The sequence below is a fragment of the Bradyrhizobium sp. NP1 genome (assembly GCF_030378205.1).
Taxonomy (GTDB): Bacteria; Pseudomonadota; Alphaproteobacteria; order Rhizobiales; family Xanthobacteraceae; genus Bradyrhizobium.
Genome location: NZ_CP127385.1, coordinates 6579461 through 6595371 on the forward strand (window position 1 = coordinate 6579461; position 15911 = coordinate 6595371).

14 protein-coding genes are annotated in these 15911 nt (G+C 64.8%); 2 read left to right on the forward strand and 12 right to left on the reverse strand.

The features are described 5' to 3' along the window. Positions 1-26 precede the first annotated feature (26 nt). From QOU61_RS31840 to QOU61_RS31890, 11 genes are all read right to left on the reverse strand, one after another. Positions 27-1685: a hydantoinase B/oxoprolinase family protein gene (locus QOU61_RS31840; protein WP_289655144.1), complete on the reverse strand. Its 1659-nt coding sequence runs from the start codon at positions 1683-1685 to the stop codon at positions 27-29. Positions 1686-1687: 2 nt separating this feature from the next. Continuing rightward, complete coding sequence (locus QOU61_RS31845) at positions 1688-3703, reverse strand: hydantoinase/oxoprolinase family protein (RefSeq protein ID WP_289655145.1); 2016 nt, start codon at positions 3701-3703, stop codon at positions 1688-1690. 45 nt (positions 3704-3748) lie between these two features. After that, a complete protein-coding gene (locus tag QOU61_RS31850) occupies positions 3749-4852 on the reverse strand; it encodes an ABC transporter ATP-binding protein (RefSeq protein WP_289655146.1) in 1104 nt (367 codons plus the stop codon). A gap of 238 nt (positions 4853-5090) precedes the next feature. Then, the gene (locus QOU61_RS31855; protein ID WP_289655147.1) at positions 5091-6242 is read right to left on the reverse strand and encodes an alpha-hydroxy acid oxidase; all 1152 of its coding nucleotides are present in this window, start codon (positions 6240-6242) and stop codon (positions 5091-5093) included. A 168-nt stretch (positions 6243-6410) separates the two neighbouring features. Continuing rightward, the gene (locus QOU61_RS31860) at positions 6411-7262 is read right to left on the reverse strand and encodes an ABC transporter permease (RefSeq protein ID WP_502876845.1); all 852 of its coding nucleotides are present in this window, start codon (positions 7260-7262) and stop codon (positions 6411-6413) included. 2 nt (positions 7263-7264) lie between these two features. After that, complete coding sequence (locus QOU61_RS31865; RefSeq protein ID WP_289661977.1) at positions 7265-8080, reverse strand: ABC transporter ATP-binding protein; 816 nt, start codon at positions 8078-8080, stop codon at positions 7265-7267. 7 nt (positions 8081-8087) lie between these two features. Next, a complete protein-coding gene (locus QOU61_RS31870) occupies positions 8088-9089 on the reverse strand; it encodes an ABC transporter substrate-binding protein (RefSeq protein ID WP_289655148.1) in 1002 nt (333 codons plus the stop codon). Positions 9090-9208: 119 nt separating this feature from the next. Continuing rightward, the gene (locus QOU61_RS31875) at positions 9209-10420 is read right to left on the reverse strand and encodes a hydroxymethylglutaryl-CoA lyase-like TIM-barrel protein (RefSeq protein ID WP_289655149.1); all 1212 of its coding nucleotides are present in this window, start codon (positions 10418-10420) and stop codon (positions 9209-9211) included. Between the two features lie 151 nt (positions 10421-10571). Further along, positions 10572-11210, reverse strand: a complete 639-nt coding sequence (locus tag QOU61_RS31880) for a carboxymuconolactone decarboxylase family protein (RefSeq protein ID WP_289655150.1) — start codon at positions 11208-11210, stop codon at positions 10572-10574. Between the two features lie 69 nt (positions 11211-11279). Further along, on the reverse strand, positions 11280-12278 hold the full coding sequence (locus QOU61_RS31885; protein WP_289655151.1) for a tripartite tricarboxylate transporter substrate binding protein: 999 nt from the start codon (positions 12276-12278) through the stop codon (positions 11280-11282). 133 nt (positions 12279-12411) lie between these two features. Beyond that, a complete protein-coding gene (locus QOU61_RS31890; protein WP_289655152.1) occupies positions 12412-13320 on the reverse strand; it encodes a LysR family transcriptional regulator in 909 nt (302 codons plus the stop codon). Between the two features lie 99 nt (positions 13321-13419). Here QOU61_RS31890 and QOU61_RS31895 point away from each other — a divergent pair, with 99 nt between their 5' ends. Together QOU61_RS31895 and QOU61_RS31900 are read left to right on the forward strand one after the other, a co-directional pair. Continuing rightward, positions 13420-14349: a LysR family transcriptional regulator gene (locus QOU61_RS31895; RefSeq protein ID WP_289655153.1), complete on the forward strand. Its 930-nt coding sequence runs from the start codon at positions 13420-13422 to the stop codon at positions 14347-14349. A 109-nt stretch (positions 14350-14458) separates the two neighbouring features. Beyond that, complete coding sequence (locus QOU61_RS31900; RefSeq protein WP_289655154.1) at positions 14459-15358, forward strand: TauD/TfdA dioxygenase family protein; 900 nt, start codon at positions 14459-14461, stop codon at positions 15356-15358. Positions 15359-15450: 92 nt separating this feature from the next. On the opposite strand, the gene QOU61_RS31905 is transcribed toward QOU61_RS31900, so the two are convergent. Next, positions 15451-15888 carry a DUF3830 family protein gene (locus QOU61_RS31905; protein WP_289655155.1) on the reverse strand — a complete coding sequence of 146 codons (438 nt, stop codon included), beginning with the start codon at positions 15886-15888 and terminating at the stop codon, positions 15451-15453. Between the last annotated feature and the right edge of the window lie 23 nt (positions 15889-15911).

Here is a 15911-nt window from a genome sequence, read left to right on the forward strand (position 1 = left end):
TCCGGCAATGCCGGAGCCCGCTTTGCTCACGGATAATGCCGGGCCGCGAACGCTTCCGAGATATAGCCATTGGCAAGGTCGTGGCTGATCAACGCGCGGCTGCGCGAGGCCGGATCGCCATAACCGCCGCCGCCCGGCGTCTCGACCCTGATGACGTCTCCGGCCGCGAAAGGAACGTTCTCGTCCTTGGTGCCCATTTCCGGAACGTAGTCTTGCGCGTTGACGCGCATCGACACCCTGGTCGGCGCACCGTTTCTGCCACCGAGGACGCCGAACGGGCCGCGCTGGCCGCGATCGCCCAGAACCGACATGCGTCCCTCGCCACTGAGCAGCCGCAGGCTGTACTGCACGCCGAGCCCGCCCCTGAACGCGCCGGCACCACCGGAATCCTGGCGCAACGCATATTCCTCGAACAGGACCGGCGCATACTGCTCGACCACCTCCAGCGGCGGCGTCTTGGCGAGCCCCACCGAAGTGCAGGCGTTCGAGATGCCGTCGCCGGCGACGAAACCGCCATGGCCTCCGCCGGTGTAGAAATAGAGGATGTAGCGATCCTCGCCCTGCTCGTTGTGGCCGCCGAGCGCCACATTGGCCGATGTTCCGACCGGCGCGCCATGCAGACGCTCCGGCACCACCTGCGCCAAGGCGCCAAAGCAGGTGTCGACGATGCGCTGCGACACTTCCGCCGCGCATCCTGATACGGGACGGGGATACTGCGCGTTCAGGAAGGTGCTGGTCGGTGCGATTACCTCGATCGGCTCGAAACAGCCGGCATTCATCGGGATTTCGGGAAAGGCGTGCTTGAACGAGATGTAGACGGCGGAGGCCGTCGTCGCGATCACTGAATTCAGCGGGCCGCGGCAGGGCTTTGAGCTGCGGCTGAAGTCGAACACGATCCGGTCCGGCTTGATCTCCATGTCGAGGCGAATGTGCAGCGGCTCATTCTGGACGCCGTCATTGTCCATCATGTCCTCGAAACTGTACTTGCCCGGCTTGAGCTGGGCGATCTTCTCGCGCACCAGGCGCGCGGCGCGGCGTTCGAGCTGCTCAATCGCCGCATCGAGGCGGTCGGCCCCGTAGGCCGCGATCAGGCGATGCACTTCCGCTTCGCCCGCCTTCAGCGAGGCCACCTGCGCATGGAGATCGCCGAGCCGCTGCGTGGGCACGCGGACATTGTCCAGAATGAGCCGCAGCAGGTCCGGCTCGACCTCGCCGTCGCGGTAGAGCTTGATGCCCGCGACGCGCAAGCCTTCCTGCTGCACCTCGGTCGCCTTGGTCACGTAGCCGCCCGGCGCGGCGCCGCCGATGTCGGGCCAATGCCCGCTGGACCCCAGGAAGCAGAACAGCTTGCCGTCATGAAAGACCGGCATCACCAGCTTCACGTCCATCAGGTGCGTGCCGCCAAGATAGGGGCAATTGGTCATGTAGATGTCGCCCGGCCGGTGTTCCCTGCGGTTTTCGACGATGGAGGAGACCGCGAACTGCATGGCGCCGATATGGATCGGCATCCCGGTCGACCCTTGCGCGATCAGCCGGCCGCTCTCGCGGCGATAGATTCCGCATGCCCGGTCTCGGCCCTCGGAAATGATCGGCGAGAACGCGGCGCGATCGAAGATGATGTCCATCTCCTCCGCAATCTGCCGGAAGCGGTTCTGCAGGACGGTCAGCGTGATGGCGTCGATCATGACTAGTTTGCTCCCCGAACGATCGAGATGTTGCCGAGCTTGTCCAGCCGGGCGGTCCAGCCCGGCGGCACGATGGTGGTGGTATCGGCCTGGTCGATCCGCGCCGGCCCCGCAACCACGGTTGCTGCCGTCATCGCCTCGCGACGCCAGACCGGCACCTCGTAGCCTTCGCCATCGAAAACGATCCGCGACGTGCGCGGTGCGCCTTCCTTGGTGGGCAGCGCCGGATGGTCAATATCGAAGGTAAGTGGCGCCGCCGCCGACGCGCGGAGCCGCAGATTGATCAGGCGCACCGGAACATCCACCGTGACTCCATAGCGCTTGTGATGCTCGGCTTCGAACATGCGCGCCAGCGCATCGCCGTCGACGTCGTCGTTCGGCAAATGAACCGTCAGCCGGTGGGTCTGGCCGTCATATTGCAGGGCCGCCTCGTATCGCAATTCGACCTGATCAGGCGCGATGCCGTCGGCCTCGAACACGCCGAGCACACGTGCGCGCATCCGCGTAAACAGCGATGCGGTCTGGCCCGGCTCGAGCTGCGAGGTCAGGCGATGGACCGTCCAGGTGTCGTCATGCCGGACGTCGGCCATCAGGCATCCGAGCGCCGACGTCACGCCGGGCCAGGTCGGCACCAGCACCTTGGGAATGTGCAGGTGATCGGCGATGCTGCAGGCATGCAGCGGCCCGGCCCCTCCGAACGGCACCAGCGTGAATTCGCGGGTATCAAAGCCCTTCTCCAGCGAAATCCTGCGGATCGCTCCGGCCATGTTGATGTCGATGACACGCAGCGCGGCCTCGGCGGCGCCCAGCGCCGTCGTCCCGAGGTCGCGGCCGAGCGCTTCGAAGGCGGTCCAGACCTGGGCCCTCAGGTCGACAGGCTTGGCGAGGAAATTTGCAGTTTCGAGCCGGCCCAGCAGGAAATTGGCATCCGCCACAGTCGGCCGAGTACCGCCGCGGCCATAGCAGATCGGGCCAGGCTCCGACCCGGCGCTCTCCGGGCCGACGTGGAGGATGCCGCTTTCGTCGAGATAGATGATGCTGCCGCCACCCGCCCCGATGGTCTCGATGTCGATCATCGGAATCCGCGACGGGATGCCGTAGTCGAACTCCTTCTGATCGGCCAGCGCCGGCTCGCCGTTGACGATCAAGGATACGTCGAAGCTGGTGCCGCCCATATCGGCCGACACGATGTGCTTCTCGCCCGCCTCGCGCCCGATCCAGGCGGCCGCGATGGCGCCGCCGGCCGGCCCCGAAAGCACGCTACGGCAGGCCTGGCGGATCGTGTTCTCGACCGACAATGCTCCGCCGTTGGACTGCATCACGCGGAACGATTTGCGGTAGCCCGACGACTTGAGCCCGCCATCGACGCTGTTCAGATACTTGTCCAGCAGGGGCTGCAGATAGGCGTTGATCGCGGTCGTCGAGACCCGCTCGAACTCGCCGACTTCCGGCAGGATCTCGTGGCTCAGGCTGATGAAGTCGTTTGGCCACAGTTCCCTGATGATCGCGTGGGCAGCCTGCTCCTGCGCCGGATTGGCGTAGCTGTGCATGAACATCACCGCGAGCGATTCGACGCCCGCGGCTTTCAGGGCAAGCGCGGCCTCCTTCAGTCCTTCCTTGTCCAGCGCGACGACGACGTCGCCCCGCGCCGTGACGCGCTCGGCCACCTCGGCACGGGCGTAACGCGGAATCAGCGGCGCAAAGCTTCCGGTCATGCCGTATTCCATCGGCCGCGTCCGCCGGCCGAGCTCAAGGATGTCGCGAAATCCCTTCGAGGTGATCAGGCCGGCCTTGGCGCCGCGGCGCTCGAGCAGCGCATTGGTGCCGACCGTGGTGCCGTGCACGATCGACTGAATGGCTTCCAGCGGCGCTGCCTGCTTCAGGCCGGCGACAAAGGCGATGGCCTGGTTGTGCACCGATGTCGGCACTTTTCGGATGACGACCTCGCGCGTTTCGAGACTGACCAACACAATGTCGGTGAACGTGCCGCCAACGTCGACACCCGCAATCCAGGACATTCCCTTACCCTTCTGTTGAAACCTCGTGTCCGGTGCCGTCCTGCATCAATCCGCCAGCACCACGACGTTGCTCGGCTCGATCGAGACAGTGACGCGCGCACCCTGCCGGATCGCTGACGACTCGAAATCAGGCGGCAGATCCGCCTGCAACTGCTGGCCTTGCGACAAAGCGAGCTTCAGGCGCAACGCCGAACCCAGATATTTGACGTCGACCACGTCGGCATCGAACGCATTGCTGCAGTTTTTTGGCAGCGATCGCGCAACCCGAATCTTTTCGTAGCGGATCGCGACGGTTACATCCTGGCCGCGCGTGACGGTCGCCCGGCACAGGCCGGTCAGACGGATGTCGCCCACCGAGACGACACAGTGCTCGCCACCGGGCTCTTGCGCCACGACACCCTTGAGCAGGTTGGAATGTCCGATGAAATCCGCGACGAAGCGACATGACGGCGTTTCATAGATGTCGTGCGGCGTTCCGACCTGGATGATACGGCCTGCCTGCATGACCGCGATCCGGTCCGACATCGCGATCGCCTCGGCCTGGTCGTGCGTGACGAAAATGAAGGTGCTGCCGACCGCCTTCTGCAGCCGCCGCAGCTCTTCCTGCATCTGCAGGCGAAGCTTGAGGTCAAGCGCACCGAGCGGCTCGTCCAGCAGGACGACCTCCGGATCGCCCACCAGTGCCCGGGCAATCGCGACGCGCTGACGCTGGCCGCCAGAAAGCTCGTGGATCTTTCGATCCTGCATCCCCGACAGCCTCACCATCTCAAGCACGTCCATCGCCTTCTTGCGCGCAAGCGCGGCCGGCGTCCGCTTCATCTCAAGCGGAAAAAGGATGTTCTCCACGACGCTCAGATGCGGAAACAGCGCCAGATGCTGGAAAACCATGTTGGTCTTCCTGCGATAGGGCGGCAGATCCACGACGCTCTCGCCGTGGATCCGGACTTCGCCGCCGGTCGGCGCCTCGAAACCGCCGATGATCCGCAACAGCGTGGTCTTCCCGCAGCCGCTCGGCCCGAGCAGCGAAAAGAACTCGTTGCGGCGAATGTCGACCGACACGCCGTGCAGCGCGATGAAGTTCGCGAACTCCTTGCGCACGTCGACGACCTCGACGGCAGGCGCTTCATGCACGGTCAATCGGTCCATCATCCACCGCATGCCGGCTAGGCCGGCCCTCAGAACGGAGCCATCAAAGCATTTCTCAATTGACCGGTCAAATCATATTTGCGGCCAAGAGCGTCGCGCCCGGCGGGGCGCGACGAAATGCGGGCAGCTGCAATGAGCGAGCAAAAGCCTTTTCGAATATTGGATGAAGCGCGATTTACGTCGGACGCCGCATTGGCGAGCCGCACAAAGTATCGGTCGCGATCGCAGCCCGCGGGGGCGATCAAGCCTGGCGGCGAACCATGTCCGGCTGCAGCGCGGAGAGCGCGTTAGCTCCGAGCAAGGCCAAGTCGCGGTCGATCTCCTGGGCCAGCAGACGCGCGGCATGCGTAATGCCGGCTTCTCCGGCAACGGCCGCGGCATACATGAACGGCCGGCCCAGAAAGACAAAGTGCGCTCCCAGCGCGAGCGCCTTCAGCACGTCGGTGCCGCGGCGAATTCCGCCATCGATCATGATGGCGAGACCGCGCGCGACTTGCGCGATTTCCGGCAGCACGTCGAGCGGGGCCGCTGCGCCGTCGAGCTGCCGGCCGCCGTGATTGGATATGATAATGCCGTCCGCGCCGCTGTCGCGGGCAATCACCGCATCCTGCGCCGACAAGATGCCCTTCACGACGAGCAGGCCGCGCCATCGCCGCCTGATCAGTTCGAGGTGCTGCCATGCGAGCTGATCGCGCAGTCCGATCGCGCGCACCAGATCGCGCGACAGAACCGGCGGGCCACGCGTCGCATCCATGTTCTCGAAATGCGGCATGCCGTGCGCGGAAAGGGTGCGCAGCGCCGTTCCGAGGAGCCAGCGCGGATGCGTCAGCCCGTCGAGCGCCAGGCGCAGGCTCGGGCGCAACGGCACCGAAAAGCCGTTGCGCTCATTGTTCTCGCGATTGGCCGCGACCGGCACGTCCGCCGTCAGCACCAGCGTATCGAAGCCGGCGGCAGCCACGCGGTCGACGAGCGCTTCGATCCGTGCGGGTTCGCCGGGGAGATAGGCCTGATACCACGTGGTCGGGCCAACGGCGCGCACCGCCTCGAGCGGAATGAGCGAGGAGGCGCTCAAGATGAAGGGGATTTGCGCCTTCCCCGCCGCACGCGCTGCCACGACGTCATAGCGATAGGCGCTGAGCGCACCGACCCCCATCGGGGCGATGCCGAATGGCGAAGCATAGGGAACGCCGAATAGCGTGGCGGCCTGCGCGCGGCGAGAGACGTCGACCAGCACGCGCGGCACGAATGCCCAGCGGCCGAACGCGGCTTCGTTTGCGCGCAGCGCGCTCTCCGTCTCGGCGCCGCCGGCGATGAAGCTATAGAGCAGGTGCGGCAGCCTGCGCCGCGCGGCCTTGCGGTAGTCTTCGAGGGACAGGATCTTGCGCAATGTCATTATCTAGCGTTCCGAATCCGAAGTTCGCAGCATCTTGCGGCATCCTCCTTTTTGCGTGCTTCTGATTCGCAAGGACACTGGAAACGGGATGATTCCAGCACCGCTTTCGATTTGAAGTCCGCGTATCTGATTTTTGGAAGCCCGTGCGCGGACTTCAAATCGGCGGTACTAGCTGCGCATGCCCCAGCGGTCCAGTGTCGCGCGCTCGATGGTGCGGAAGACGATGCTGTCCATCAGCAGGCCGATGATGATGACCGTCAACAGGCCGGCAAAGACGCCGGGAATATCGAGCGTATTGCGGCTTTCGAAAATGAACCAGCCGAGGCCACCCTGCCCTGACGCGGCGCCGAAGACGAGCTCCGCGGCGATCAGCGTGCGCCAGGCAAAGGCCCAGCCGATCTTCAAGCCGGTCAGGATCGAGGGGAACGCCGCAGGAATCAGGATCTTGCTGACGAAAGCCAGGCCGCCGAGCCCGTAATTGCGGCCCACCATCCGCAGCGTCTGCGACACGCCGCGGAACCCGCTCAGCGTGTTCAATGCGACCACCCAGAGCACGGAATGGATCAGCACGAAGATGAGGCTGCCGTCGCCGAGGCCGAACCAGATCAGCGCCAGCGGCAGCAGCGCGATCGCCGGCAGCGGATTGAGCATCGCGGTGACGGTCTCGAGGAAATCGGTTCCAATCCGGCTCGTGATGGCGAAGATCGTCAGCGCAAACGCGATCGCGACGCCGAGCGCATAGCCGATCAGCAGCACCGAAAGCGAGGAAACGGCGCGCGCCGGAAGACGGCCGGATGCGACATTTTCGAACAGCGAGAGCACGGTGTCGGACAGCGACGGAAACAACAGGGGATTGTTGAGCTGCCCTGCATAGATCTCCCAGGCAAGCGCCAGCAGGATCAGGACGATCGACTTCCTGAAGATCGCGCTGTCCCACAATAGCGCAAGGGTGCTGCGCTCCTGCCTCGCCGCGGACGCGGCTTGCGGATCAGGGCTTCGGATGACGAATTCAACCGCCACGTTCAGCTTCCTCCGGCAAAAAGAATATCGTGAATGCGCTGCTCGACCTGCGCGGTGCTGCCGTCGGCGGCCGCACTGTCGACGTTACGAACGTCAGCCCGAACCTGGCCGGGATTGGGCGACAGCAGCAGCACGCGTGTCCCGATGCGAATGGCTTCGGGAATCGAGTGAGTGACGAACAGCACGGTGAACTTCGTATCTTCCCACAGGCGCAACAGCTCGTCCTGGCAGGTCCGGCGCGTCAGCGCGTCGAGCGCCGCGAACGGCTCGTCCATCAGCAGGATATCCGGCTCCATCGCCATGCCACGCGCGATCGCCACGCGCTGCTTCATGCCGCCCGACAGGGTATGCGGATAACTGTGCATGGCCGAAGCGAGCCCGACCTTCTCGATGTAGTGCCGGGCGCGTTTCCCGGCGTCCCCAGCGGCCATCTTGCGGGCGTTGACCAGCGGAAACATCACGTTTCCCAGCACGGTCTTCCACGGCAGCAGCTGGTCGAACTCCTGGAACACCATCATCCGGTCGGTGCCGGGCTTCGTGACCAGGCGACCGTTGAGACGGATCGTGCCCTCGGCCGGTTTGATGTAGCCGCCGACGGCCTTGAGCAGGCTGGACTTGCCGCAACCGGACGGACCGAGCAGCACCATGCGGTCCGAACGGTGGACGTCAAAATGAACCGCCCGGGTTGCAGTGACGACCTCGCGTGGAGTCGTATAGCGCAGGGTCAGATTCTCGACCTCGAGCAGGGGCGATACGGCCTGCCCATCGCGCGGCGCGGCAGGCGCCGTTCCTGCCGCGGCTACCGGCGCTTCGGTCATCGCCATGTCAGCTACCGGGGAGGTCATGGATTTCCGGAAAATAGAGGTCCTTCCAGCTTTCCGGATCGGCCTTGATCGAGCCGACCCGGTGCATGAATTTCGCGAACGAAAGGTTCGCCTGCGGCACCCGCGTCCAGGTCACATCCTTGCCCGCGATGATCTCGGCAACGAAATCCGTCTTCAGGTTCGAATTGGTGTCCTTGATCCAGGTCTCGGCCGCGAGCTTCGGGTCGGCGTTGATGGTCCTGGTCGCCTCATCGACCGCGTCCAGGAAGGCCCCATAGAGCTCCGGATTGTCTTTTCGAAAGCGCGCCGTCGTCCAGGCGACGGAGAATGTATGCGGCCCCAGCACATCGAACGACGAGAGCACCGTATGGATGTTGGGCTGCTTCACCTGCTGGAACTGGAACGGCGGGACGCTGAACACGGCGGTGATGCCTCCCGCGCCTCCCATCAGCGCAAGCGTCGAGTCGGGCGGCGTCATCGATACCGTCAGCGGATCGAGCTTGGCGAAATCCTTGTCGCCGAAGGTCTTGGCGGCCGCCATCTGCAGCATCACCGCCTGGACCGACACTTTCACCGACGGCATCGCGATGCGGTCCTTGTCGGTGAAGTCTGCGATCGTCTTGACGTTCTCCCTGCTGGTATTGAGCAGGAAGGGCTGCGAGCTCAGCGCGCAGATACCCTTCACTTCCAGCGCAGTTCCCCTGGTCTTGTCCCAGAGCGTCACAAGGCCGGGAACGCCGCCCGCCACGACGTCGGCTGAATTCGACAGCAGCGCCTCGTTCATCGTCGAAGGACCATTGAAGCGCATCCATGTGACCTTGGGGTCCTTGATGCCGCGCTTCTCCGCATACTTCTCGATCAAGCGGTCGCGCTTCATGATGATGAATTCCAGATATCCGAGCGAGAACTGCTCCGCGATGCGGATTTCCGCCGCCTGCAATCCGGACGGATGCGCAACGGCGGCCGCAATCAGCAGCGAGGCTACCCAGGATCTTCTTGTCATTTTACCACTCCGCCTTGCTTCGTCGGACGACCATCGCGATCGCTCGGGGAGCGAGACCTCGCGTCGTCGCAAGCTCCCAGGCCCGCCCTTGCGCGGGGCGGCGCCAAAACGTCGACCGCTCAGGAAGGCACTGCCGGGGTCGACAGCGCTTCGCTCGCGATGACGCTGAAGCGATCGTCGCTGACCGGCGATTTGGTACGGATCGCCTCTTCCTTGACCCGCTTCAGGAGCTCCTGCCGCTGCGCGTCCGTCGCCGAAAAGCCGAACTGCGACAGCTTCAGATCGATCGAGGCCGCCCCGCTCTTCTTGCCGAGCACGATCTCCCTGATCTGTCCGACGAGCTGCGGCGCATAGGCCTCCGCCGTGAAGGGCTGCTTGAGGACGCCGGCGACCACCGTCCCGGATTCGTGAGCGAACGAATTCCTCCCCACCACCGCCTTGTGACGCTGCAACGGAACTTTCGACATGTCCTCGACCAGCCGTGAAATCGCCGTCAGCCGCGAGGTGTCGAGGCCGACGTCGACGCCGTAAAGGACGAGGAGAGCAACCGCGACCTCCTCGAGTGAGGCATTGCCGGAGCGCTCACCGATGCCATTGATCGTCACGGACAGATATTCGGCGCCGGCTTCGGCGCCCGCGATCGTGTTGGCGACCGCCAGGCCAAAATCGTTGTGGCAGTGCACTTCGAGCGCCACCGGCGTCGCCCGTTTCACCTCACGCACGAGATCGCCGATGACCTGCGGTGTGGCGCAGCCCGATGTATCGACGAGGCGGATGCGATCGACCGTCCCGCGCCGGGTCAGCTCCTCGACGACGTGCTGCAGGAAACGCATGTCGCAACGGGTCGTGTCGTAGGGACTGAAGATGACGTGGAGCCCCAGCTCGCGCGCATAGGTCGTCACCTCGATGGCGCGCGTCAGATACGCCGCATCGTCCAGCGCGAGCTTGCTGTCGCGCTGGACGTAACCGATCGGCAGGCTCAGCCGCACGGCCCAGGCGCCACAACTCTTCACCAGATCGATGTCCTGGCGGCGGGCGAGCGCCAGCGCGCTGACCTTCGCCCGCAGCCCGGCGCCGGCGATCGCCGCCAGCGCATCGCGATCGTCCACCGATACCGCCGGCGTGCCTGCTTCGATCTCGTAGACGCCAAGCGCGTCGAGTTCGCGGGCGATCGCGAGCTTCTCCGCGGCGGTGAACACGACGCCGGCCTGCTGCTCGCCGTCGCGCAGCGTGCAATCCGCGATCCGCACCTCGCCGGCAAACTGCCGCGAACTGGCGGCCGCCTGCAGCGGGCTCGTCATCCAAAGGACCTTGCCGCTGTTGTTATCCACGTTGCCTTGCCTCATCGCTTTCGTCGCGCTCTGAACATTGGGGTGCGACGCTTTTAGGAGCCGTCGCGAAGGCATGACAGAAATTTCTGGTGATGGCCCCTATCAGCCCGCGCTCTTCGCAACTGCGAAAGGTGAAACGCAGAGCGCGGATCTAGCAACGATCTGGCGCCGCACGGCGCCCATCGCTCTCCGGCTTGATCGCAAGCGACTTCGCAAGAAGGTTGGTCGCGACATATTGGGTGGCCGTGATCGTCAGCTCGACGATCTCCCGCGGCGAGAAGAACCGGGACAGCTCGGCAAAAGTCGCGTCGTCGACATTGCCGGCGCGTCCGACAACCTGATCGACATAGGCGAGCAAGGCGCGCTCGCGCTCATCGAACAGCCCGCCTTCCTGCCACGCGTCAAGCCGATCGATCTGAGCCGGCGTAAAGCCGCAGGCGCGCGCGATCGGCGCATGCTGGGCGAATTCGTAAGCCGAGCCCGTTATCCCGGCGGTACGCAGGATCGCGAGCTCGCGGAACTTCCTCGGCGTCGTCGCGTCGAACCGCAAGGCGTAGGTCAGCTGCTGTCGCGCGTAGAAGATCTTGCCGGCGTGGCCGAGCGTCAGATGCAGGTTGATCAGCTCTCCGCCGTGCGAGCGGATCATGGCGAAGGCGGCAGCCGTATCCGGGTCGCCGGGCGGCTCGGCGAGGCGCGGCAAGCGTGAAATCCGATCATCCGCCGCCTGCGCACAACTCATGGCGACGGTCAGGCCGAGCGCGATCCGCAGCAAGAATGCCGATCTTTTCATTCCCTCTTCTCCCTCACCTCGTGCCCATGCCGGCAGCAGCCTGGACGGCACATCCGCGTGCGCGTGACGTCAGTCTGCCTTGAGGCCAAGCTGATGGATCAGCGGCTGCCAGCGGCCGGATTCGGCACGAATGAAGCCGTCGAGCGCCTGTGGCGTTGATCCCACGACATCGATGATCGACAGCCGGCTGCGCAGTTCCGGCGCCTTGAGGCTCTCGTTCACCGCCGCGTTGAGCCTGGCGATGAGCGGCGCCGGCGTGCCGGCCGGCGCGAGCAAGCCGTACCATTCGGTGGTGACGACATCGAATCCCTGTTCGGCAAAAGTCGGCACGTCGGGCATCGACGGATAGCGGGCCGCTGACGAGATGCCGAGCGCCTTGATCTGTCCGGCCTGGTATTGCGACAAGCCTTGAGCAACGGTCGCAAACTGCAGCGGCACATGGCCGGCGATGAGATCGTTCATCGCTGGCGTGCCGCCGCGATAAGGCACGTGGGTGATGTCGATGCCGGCGCGCAGCTTCAGCAATTCGGCGGTGAGATGGGTCATGCTGCCCACCCCGGCCGAGCCGAAGTTCAGTTCGCCCGGCTTCTTCCGCGCAAGCTCGACCAGCTCCTTGAGCGTGTTCGCAGGCAAGCCCGGATAGGCGAACAGGACGACCGGCGTCTGCGCGAGCAGCGTGATCGGGGCAAAGTCCGTCAGCGCGTCATAGGGAACCTTGGAATAGAGCGCCGCGTTCGTGGTGTGATTGCTGACCGCGACAAGCAGCGTGTAGCCGTCGGGGCTCGCCTTGGCGACGGCGGCGGATCCGATCATCGTCGAAGCGCCGGGCCGGTTCTCCACGATGACGGGCTGGCCCCATTTCTGGTTCAGGCCGTGCGCCACGACACGACCGACGGTATCGACCGAGCCACCCGCCGGGAACGGCACGATGATCCGGATCGGCCGGTCGGGAAATGTGTCGCTTGCCGATTGCGCACCGGCCTGCGGCGCAGCGAGCAGCCCCGTGCCGGCAAGGAACGCCGCGCCCAGAGCAGCCATCGCGACGAGCTTGCCGAAACGAGGCCGCATGCTGTCTCCCATTCGCACCAACCGATTGCGGGGCGCACAGTAGGATGACATCGGGCACAAAACAGAAATTTTCGGTGATGCTTGCCATCACGCCCCGTTATCGCTGTCGCGGAACGGGTCCGGTCTGCCGGCATCAGCCCTCGGCGCCTCCTGCAAGCTGGTCGCGCAGCGACCGGCTTACGAATTCGATGAACAGCTCGCCCGCCGCCGATGGCTCATGCTGAGGCTGGTGGGCGACCGTAAGGCTGCGGGTGATCTTCGGATCGACCAGCCGCAACACGCGCGGCGCGGCCGGAATGCCGCCGGAGGGGACCGCGGAGCGCGGCAGGATCGAGGCCCAGTTGGGCCGCTGCACCATGTTGCAGATAGCGACCAGCGAATCGACCTCGATGGCTCCGTTGAGCTCGATGCCGACCTGGGCAAAATGCGCCTCGATGATCATGCGCAGCGAATTGCGCGGCGAAGCCGCGATCATCTTGAAGCTGGCGAGATCCGTGCCGCTGATGGTCTCGCCGGACCAGGGCGTGTCATGGCCGATCACGACCACGAGTTCCTCGGTCGCGAGGTGCCGGTAGCTCAGCCGGCGCTCACCGTCCACGAAGTTCACGAACGCAAAATCGAGCTCGCCCTGGATCAGCCAGTCGAGCAGGTTGGCGCTGTAGCCTTCATGCACGCGAAGCTGCAGCCCCGGATTCTGGTCATGAAACTCAGCGAGCGTCCGGCCGAGGCTGCCGAGCGCCAGCGAGGGCGGCACGCCGACGACCAATTCGCCCGCAAGCTGATCGGAGCTCTCGCGCAGCATGGTGCGCAGCCGCTCCGCATTGAGCAACGTCTCGCGGCACAGCGGATAGAGCGCGCGCGCATGCGCATTCGGATTGACGCCATGCGGCGTCCGGTCGAACAGCTTCACGCCATAGTCTGCCTCGAGACGGCGGATCTGCATGCTAACCGCGGGCTGAACCACGTGAAGGCGGCGGGCGGCCTTGGTGATGCTCTTTTCTTCGTAGAGCGCGACAAAGTACTGTATCTGTCTCAAATCCATGGGCGACGTCCGTTTTCCGATTTGGCCCTGCGATCCGCCTGCGGCGCGACGGAATCAGGAATTCCCGATGCCGCCCTCACGACCACGGAAGGCCGACCGATGGACCGCCTGCACCTGATCCGCACCTTCATCGCCGTGGCCGACGCCCGCAGCTTCAGCGCGGCCGCCTCACGGCTCCGGGTCTCGCGCGCCAGCGTGACCAAGCAGGTGGCGGCGCTCGAGGCCACGCTCAAGGTGCGACTGTTCGACCGGACGACGCATGCGGTGAACCTCACTGACGCCGGCGCGGCCCTGCTCGCCGACGGCGCCCGCCTGCTCGACGATTTCGAGGCGCTCAAGCTCGGCATCCGCTCGACCAGATCGGCTCCCAGCGGCACGATTCGCATCGGAACGCCGCCCTCCTTCGGTACCTTCCACCTCGTTCCGGCGATCGAGGCCTTCAGATCGACCTATCCCGACATCCGGATCGCCCTCTCCAATGACGACGGTTCGCTCGATATCGTCAAGAGCGGGCTCGATTTTTCGATACGGATCGCGCACGCCCTGCGCGACGCCAGCATGATCTCGCGCCTGTTGATGCATGTTCCCCAGGTGCTCGTCGCCGCACCCTCCTATCTCGATCGCCGCGGCATGCCGAAGGCGCCGAGAGACCTCGCCCAGCACAATTGCCTCGTGCACAGCGTCAAGGCGCCGACCGGCATCTGGCAATTCCGCCGCGGCGCGGACGCTTTCCGCGTTCGCGTCTCCGGATCGCTGTCGTCCAATTTCGGCGACGCGATCCGCTCCGCGGCCCTTGTTGGCGCGGGAATCTCGATGCATCCGATGTACATGGTGGACGACGACATACGCAGCGGCGGGCTGCGCGTAGTGATGGCGGAGTATATTCCGACCAGCCTCGAGATCAGGGCGGTCTATACGCGGCGCGACCTTCCGCTACGGGTCTCGCTGTTTCTCGAGCATCTGCACGGCTGGCTCAAGGGGAAGACGAGCTGGACCGCGCCGCCACGCCGCGGCGAGCGGCGTGCCTGAGGCTTGTTTCCGAATTGGAAACACCGTGATTCCGAGCCGTCCCCTCCGGGCGCGGCGAATTTCGCCCATATTGCGCGGAGTAACCCTTCAAAAGCGCGGGAGAAGCGTCGTGGTCAAGATCAGCCCCAACAAGAACAGCCTTGGCGCGGAAATCACCGACGTCGATCTTGCACATCGCCTGAGCGATCGCGATTTCGCTGTCGTCCTCCATGCGCTGGCGCGGCATGGCGTGATCTGGTTTCCGCGGCAGAAGCTCGGCGCCGCCGAGCTCAAGGCCTTCAGCGCCCGCTTCGGTTCGCTGGAGATCAACGTCGCCAACAACTACCAGGAGCCGGGTCATCCCGAGGTGATGATCCTCTCCAACATCAAGGTCGACGGCAAGCCGATCGGCCTGGCAGACGCCGGCCAGGACTGGCACACCGACATGTCCTACAGCAGGGACATCGCGTTCGCGAACGTGCTCTATGCCATCCAGGTGCCGCGCCGGAACGGAGAGCCGCTCGGCAACACCGAGTTCGCAGACATGTACGCGGCCTATGACGGCCTGCCTGAAGACGTCCGCGCGCGACTTCAAGGTGCGACCGCACTGCACGACTTCAACAAGTTCTGGGAAGAGATGCGGCGCCGTCCCGGCAGCACGCGCCCGCCGCTGACCGAGGAGCAGCGCCGTCAGAAGCCGCCGGTTTCCCATCCGGTCTTCCTGAAGCACCCGATCAGCGGCCGCACGGCGCTTTATGCCAATCCCGGATACACGATCAGGATCAATGGCTGGAGCGAGCGCGAAAGCGAGGAGATGCTGAGGTTCCTGTTCGAGCATCAGCTCGATACGCGATTCCGCTACGTACATCGCTGGAGCGAAGGCGACGTCCTGATGTGGGACAACATCGCAACGCTCCACAATGCCAAGCCGGACTACACCGCCGACGAGCACCGGCTGATCAAGCGCTGCCAGGTCATGGCTGACCGGATTTTCGACGGGTCATTCAGCCATCTGGCCGCGGGCGCCTGAAGGATGAACCGCAGCCAGGCGGAGGATTTTCCGCCGTCGAGAAGACCGCCTTCGCCGAAGCTCGAAGCAGGCGAAGGCGCGTCCCACGGCCTTCACTCGGCAACGATGCTGATCGTGCAATCCTCACCGCCCTCGCGCCAGGTCCGCAATCCGACCTCTTCGAGGAAGGCCCACTCGCTCTGATCCACCCGCGCGAAAAGGTTGACGCGCGATTCCCCGCGCCAGTCACGCACGGTTTCGGTGCCGTAGAACCAGCCGATCGCCTCGAAGCCGGTCACATCGCGATCCGACCATTCGCAGGCATAGATGATGTCGCCGAGTGCTGCGTTGAGGATCTGGTTTTCCCGCGGCGGCTTGTTCGGAAGATCGAGCTTGGTATGGGTCTCGCGGCCGGTCCAGCGCGCATTGTACGCCTTGACGGTGACCGGCAGATGCGCGCGGATGGCTTCCCAGGTCTTGGGCGCCTTGTCCGCCATCACGTTGGCTGTGAACTGTCCGCCGCGGGCGAAGCTGAATTTGAGCTTTGGCATGGTCTTTCCTCGTGGTGATTTAT

What these genes read in the sequence shown, in the direction of transcription:
- QOU61_RS31855 (WP_289655147.1), bottom strand. Translation starts at nt 6,242, where the DNA reads ATGACATTGCGCAAGATCCTGTCCCTCGAAGACTACCGCAAGGCCGCG.
- QOU61_RS31905 (WP_289655155.1), bottom strand. Translation starts at nt 15,888, where the DNA reads ATGCCAAAGCTCAAATTCAGCTTCGCCCGCGGCGGACAGTTCACAGCC.
- QOU61_RS31865 (WP_289661977.1), bottom strand. Translation starts at nt 8,080, where the DNA reads ATGACCGAAGCGCCGGTAGCCGCGGCAGGAACGGCGCCTGCCGCGCCG.
- QOU61_RS31870 (WP_289655148.1), bottom strand. Translation starts at nt 9,089, where the DNA reads ATGACAAGAAGATCCTGGGTAGCCTCGCTGCTGATTGCGGCCGCCGTT.
- QOU61_RS31895 (WP_289655153.1), top strand. Translation starts at nt 13,420, where the DNA reads ATGGACCGCCTGCACCTGATCCGCACCTTCATCGCCGTGGCCGACGCC.
- QOU61_RS31880 (WP_289655150.1), bottom strand. Translation starts at nt 11,210, where the DNA reads ATGAAAAGATCGGCATTCTTGCTGCGGATCGCGCTCGGCCTGACCGTC.
- QOU61_RS31840 (WP_289655144.1), bottom strand. Translation starts at nt 1,685, where the DNA reads ATGATCGACGCCATCACGCTGACCGTCCTGCAGAACCGCTTCCGGCAG.
- QOU61_RS31850 (WP_289655146.1), bottom strand. Translation starts at nt 4,852, where the DNA reads ATGATGGACCGATTGACCGTGCATGAAGCGCCTGCCGTCGAGGTCGTC.
- QOU61_RS31890 (WP_289655152.1), bottom strand. Translation starts at nt 13,320, where the DNA reads ATGGATTTGAGACAGATACAGTACTTTGTCGCGCTCTACGAAGAAAAG.
- QOU61_RS31845 (WP_289655145.1), bottom strand. Translation starts at nt 3,703, where the DNA reads ATGTCCTGGATTGCGGGTGTCGACGTTGGCGGCACGTTCACCGACATT.
- QOU61_RS31885 (WP_289655151.1), bottom strand. Translation starts at nt 12,278, where the DNA reads ATGCGGCCTCGTTTCGGCAAGCTCGTCGCGATGGCTGCTCTGGGCGCG.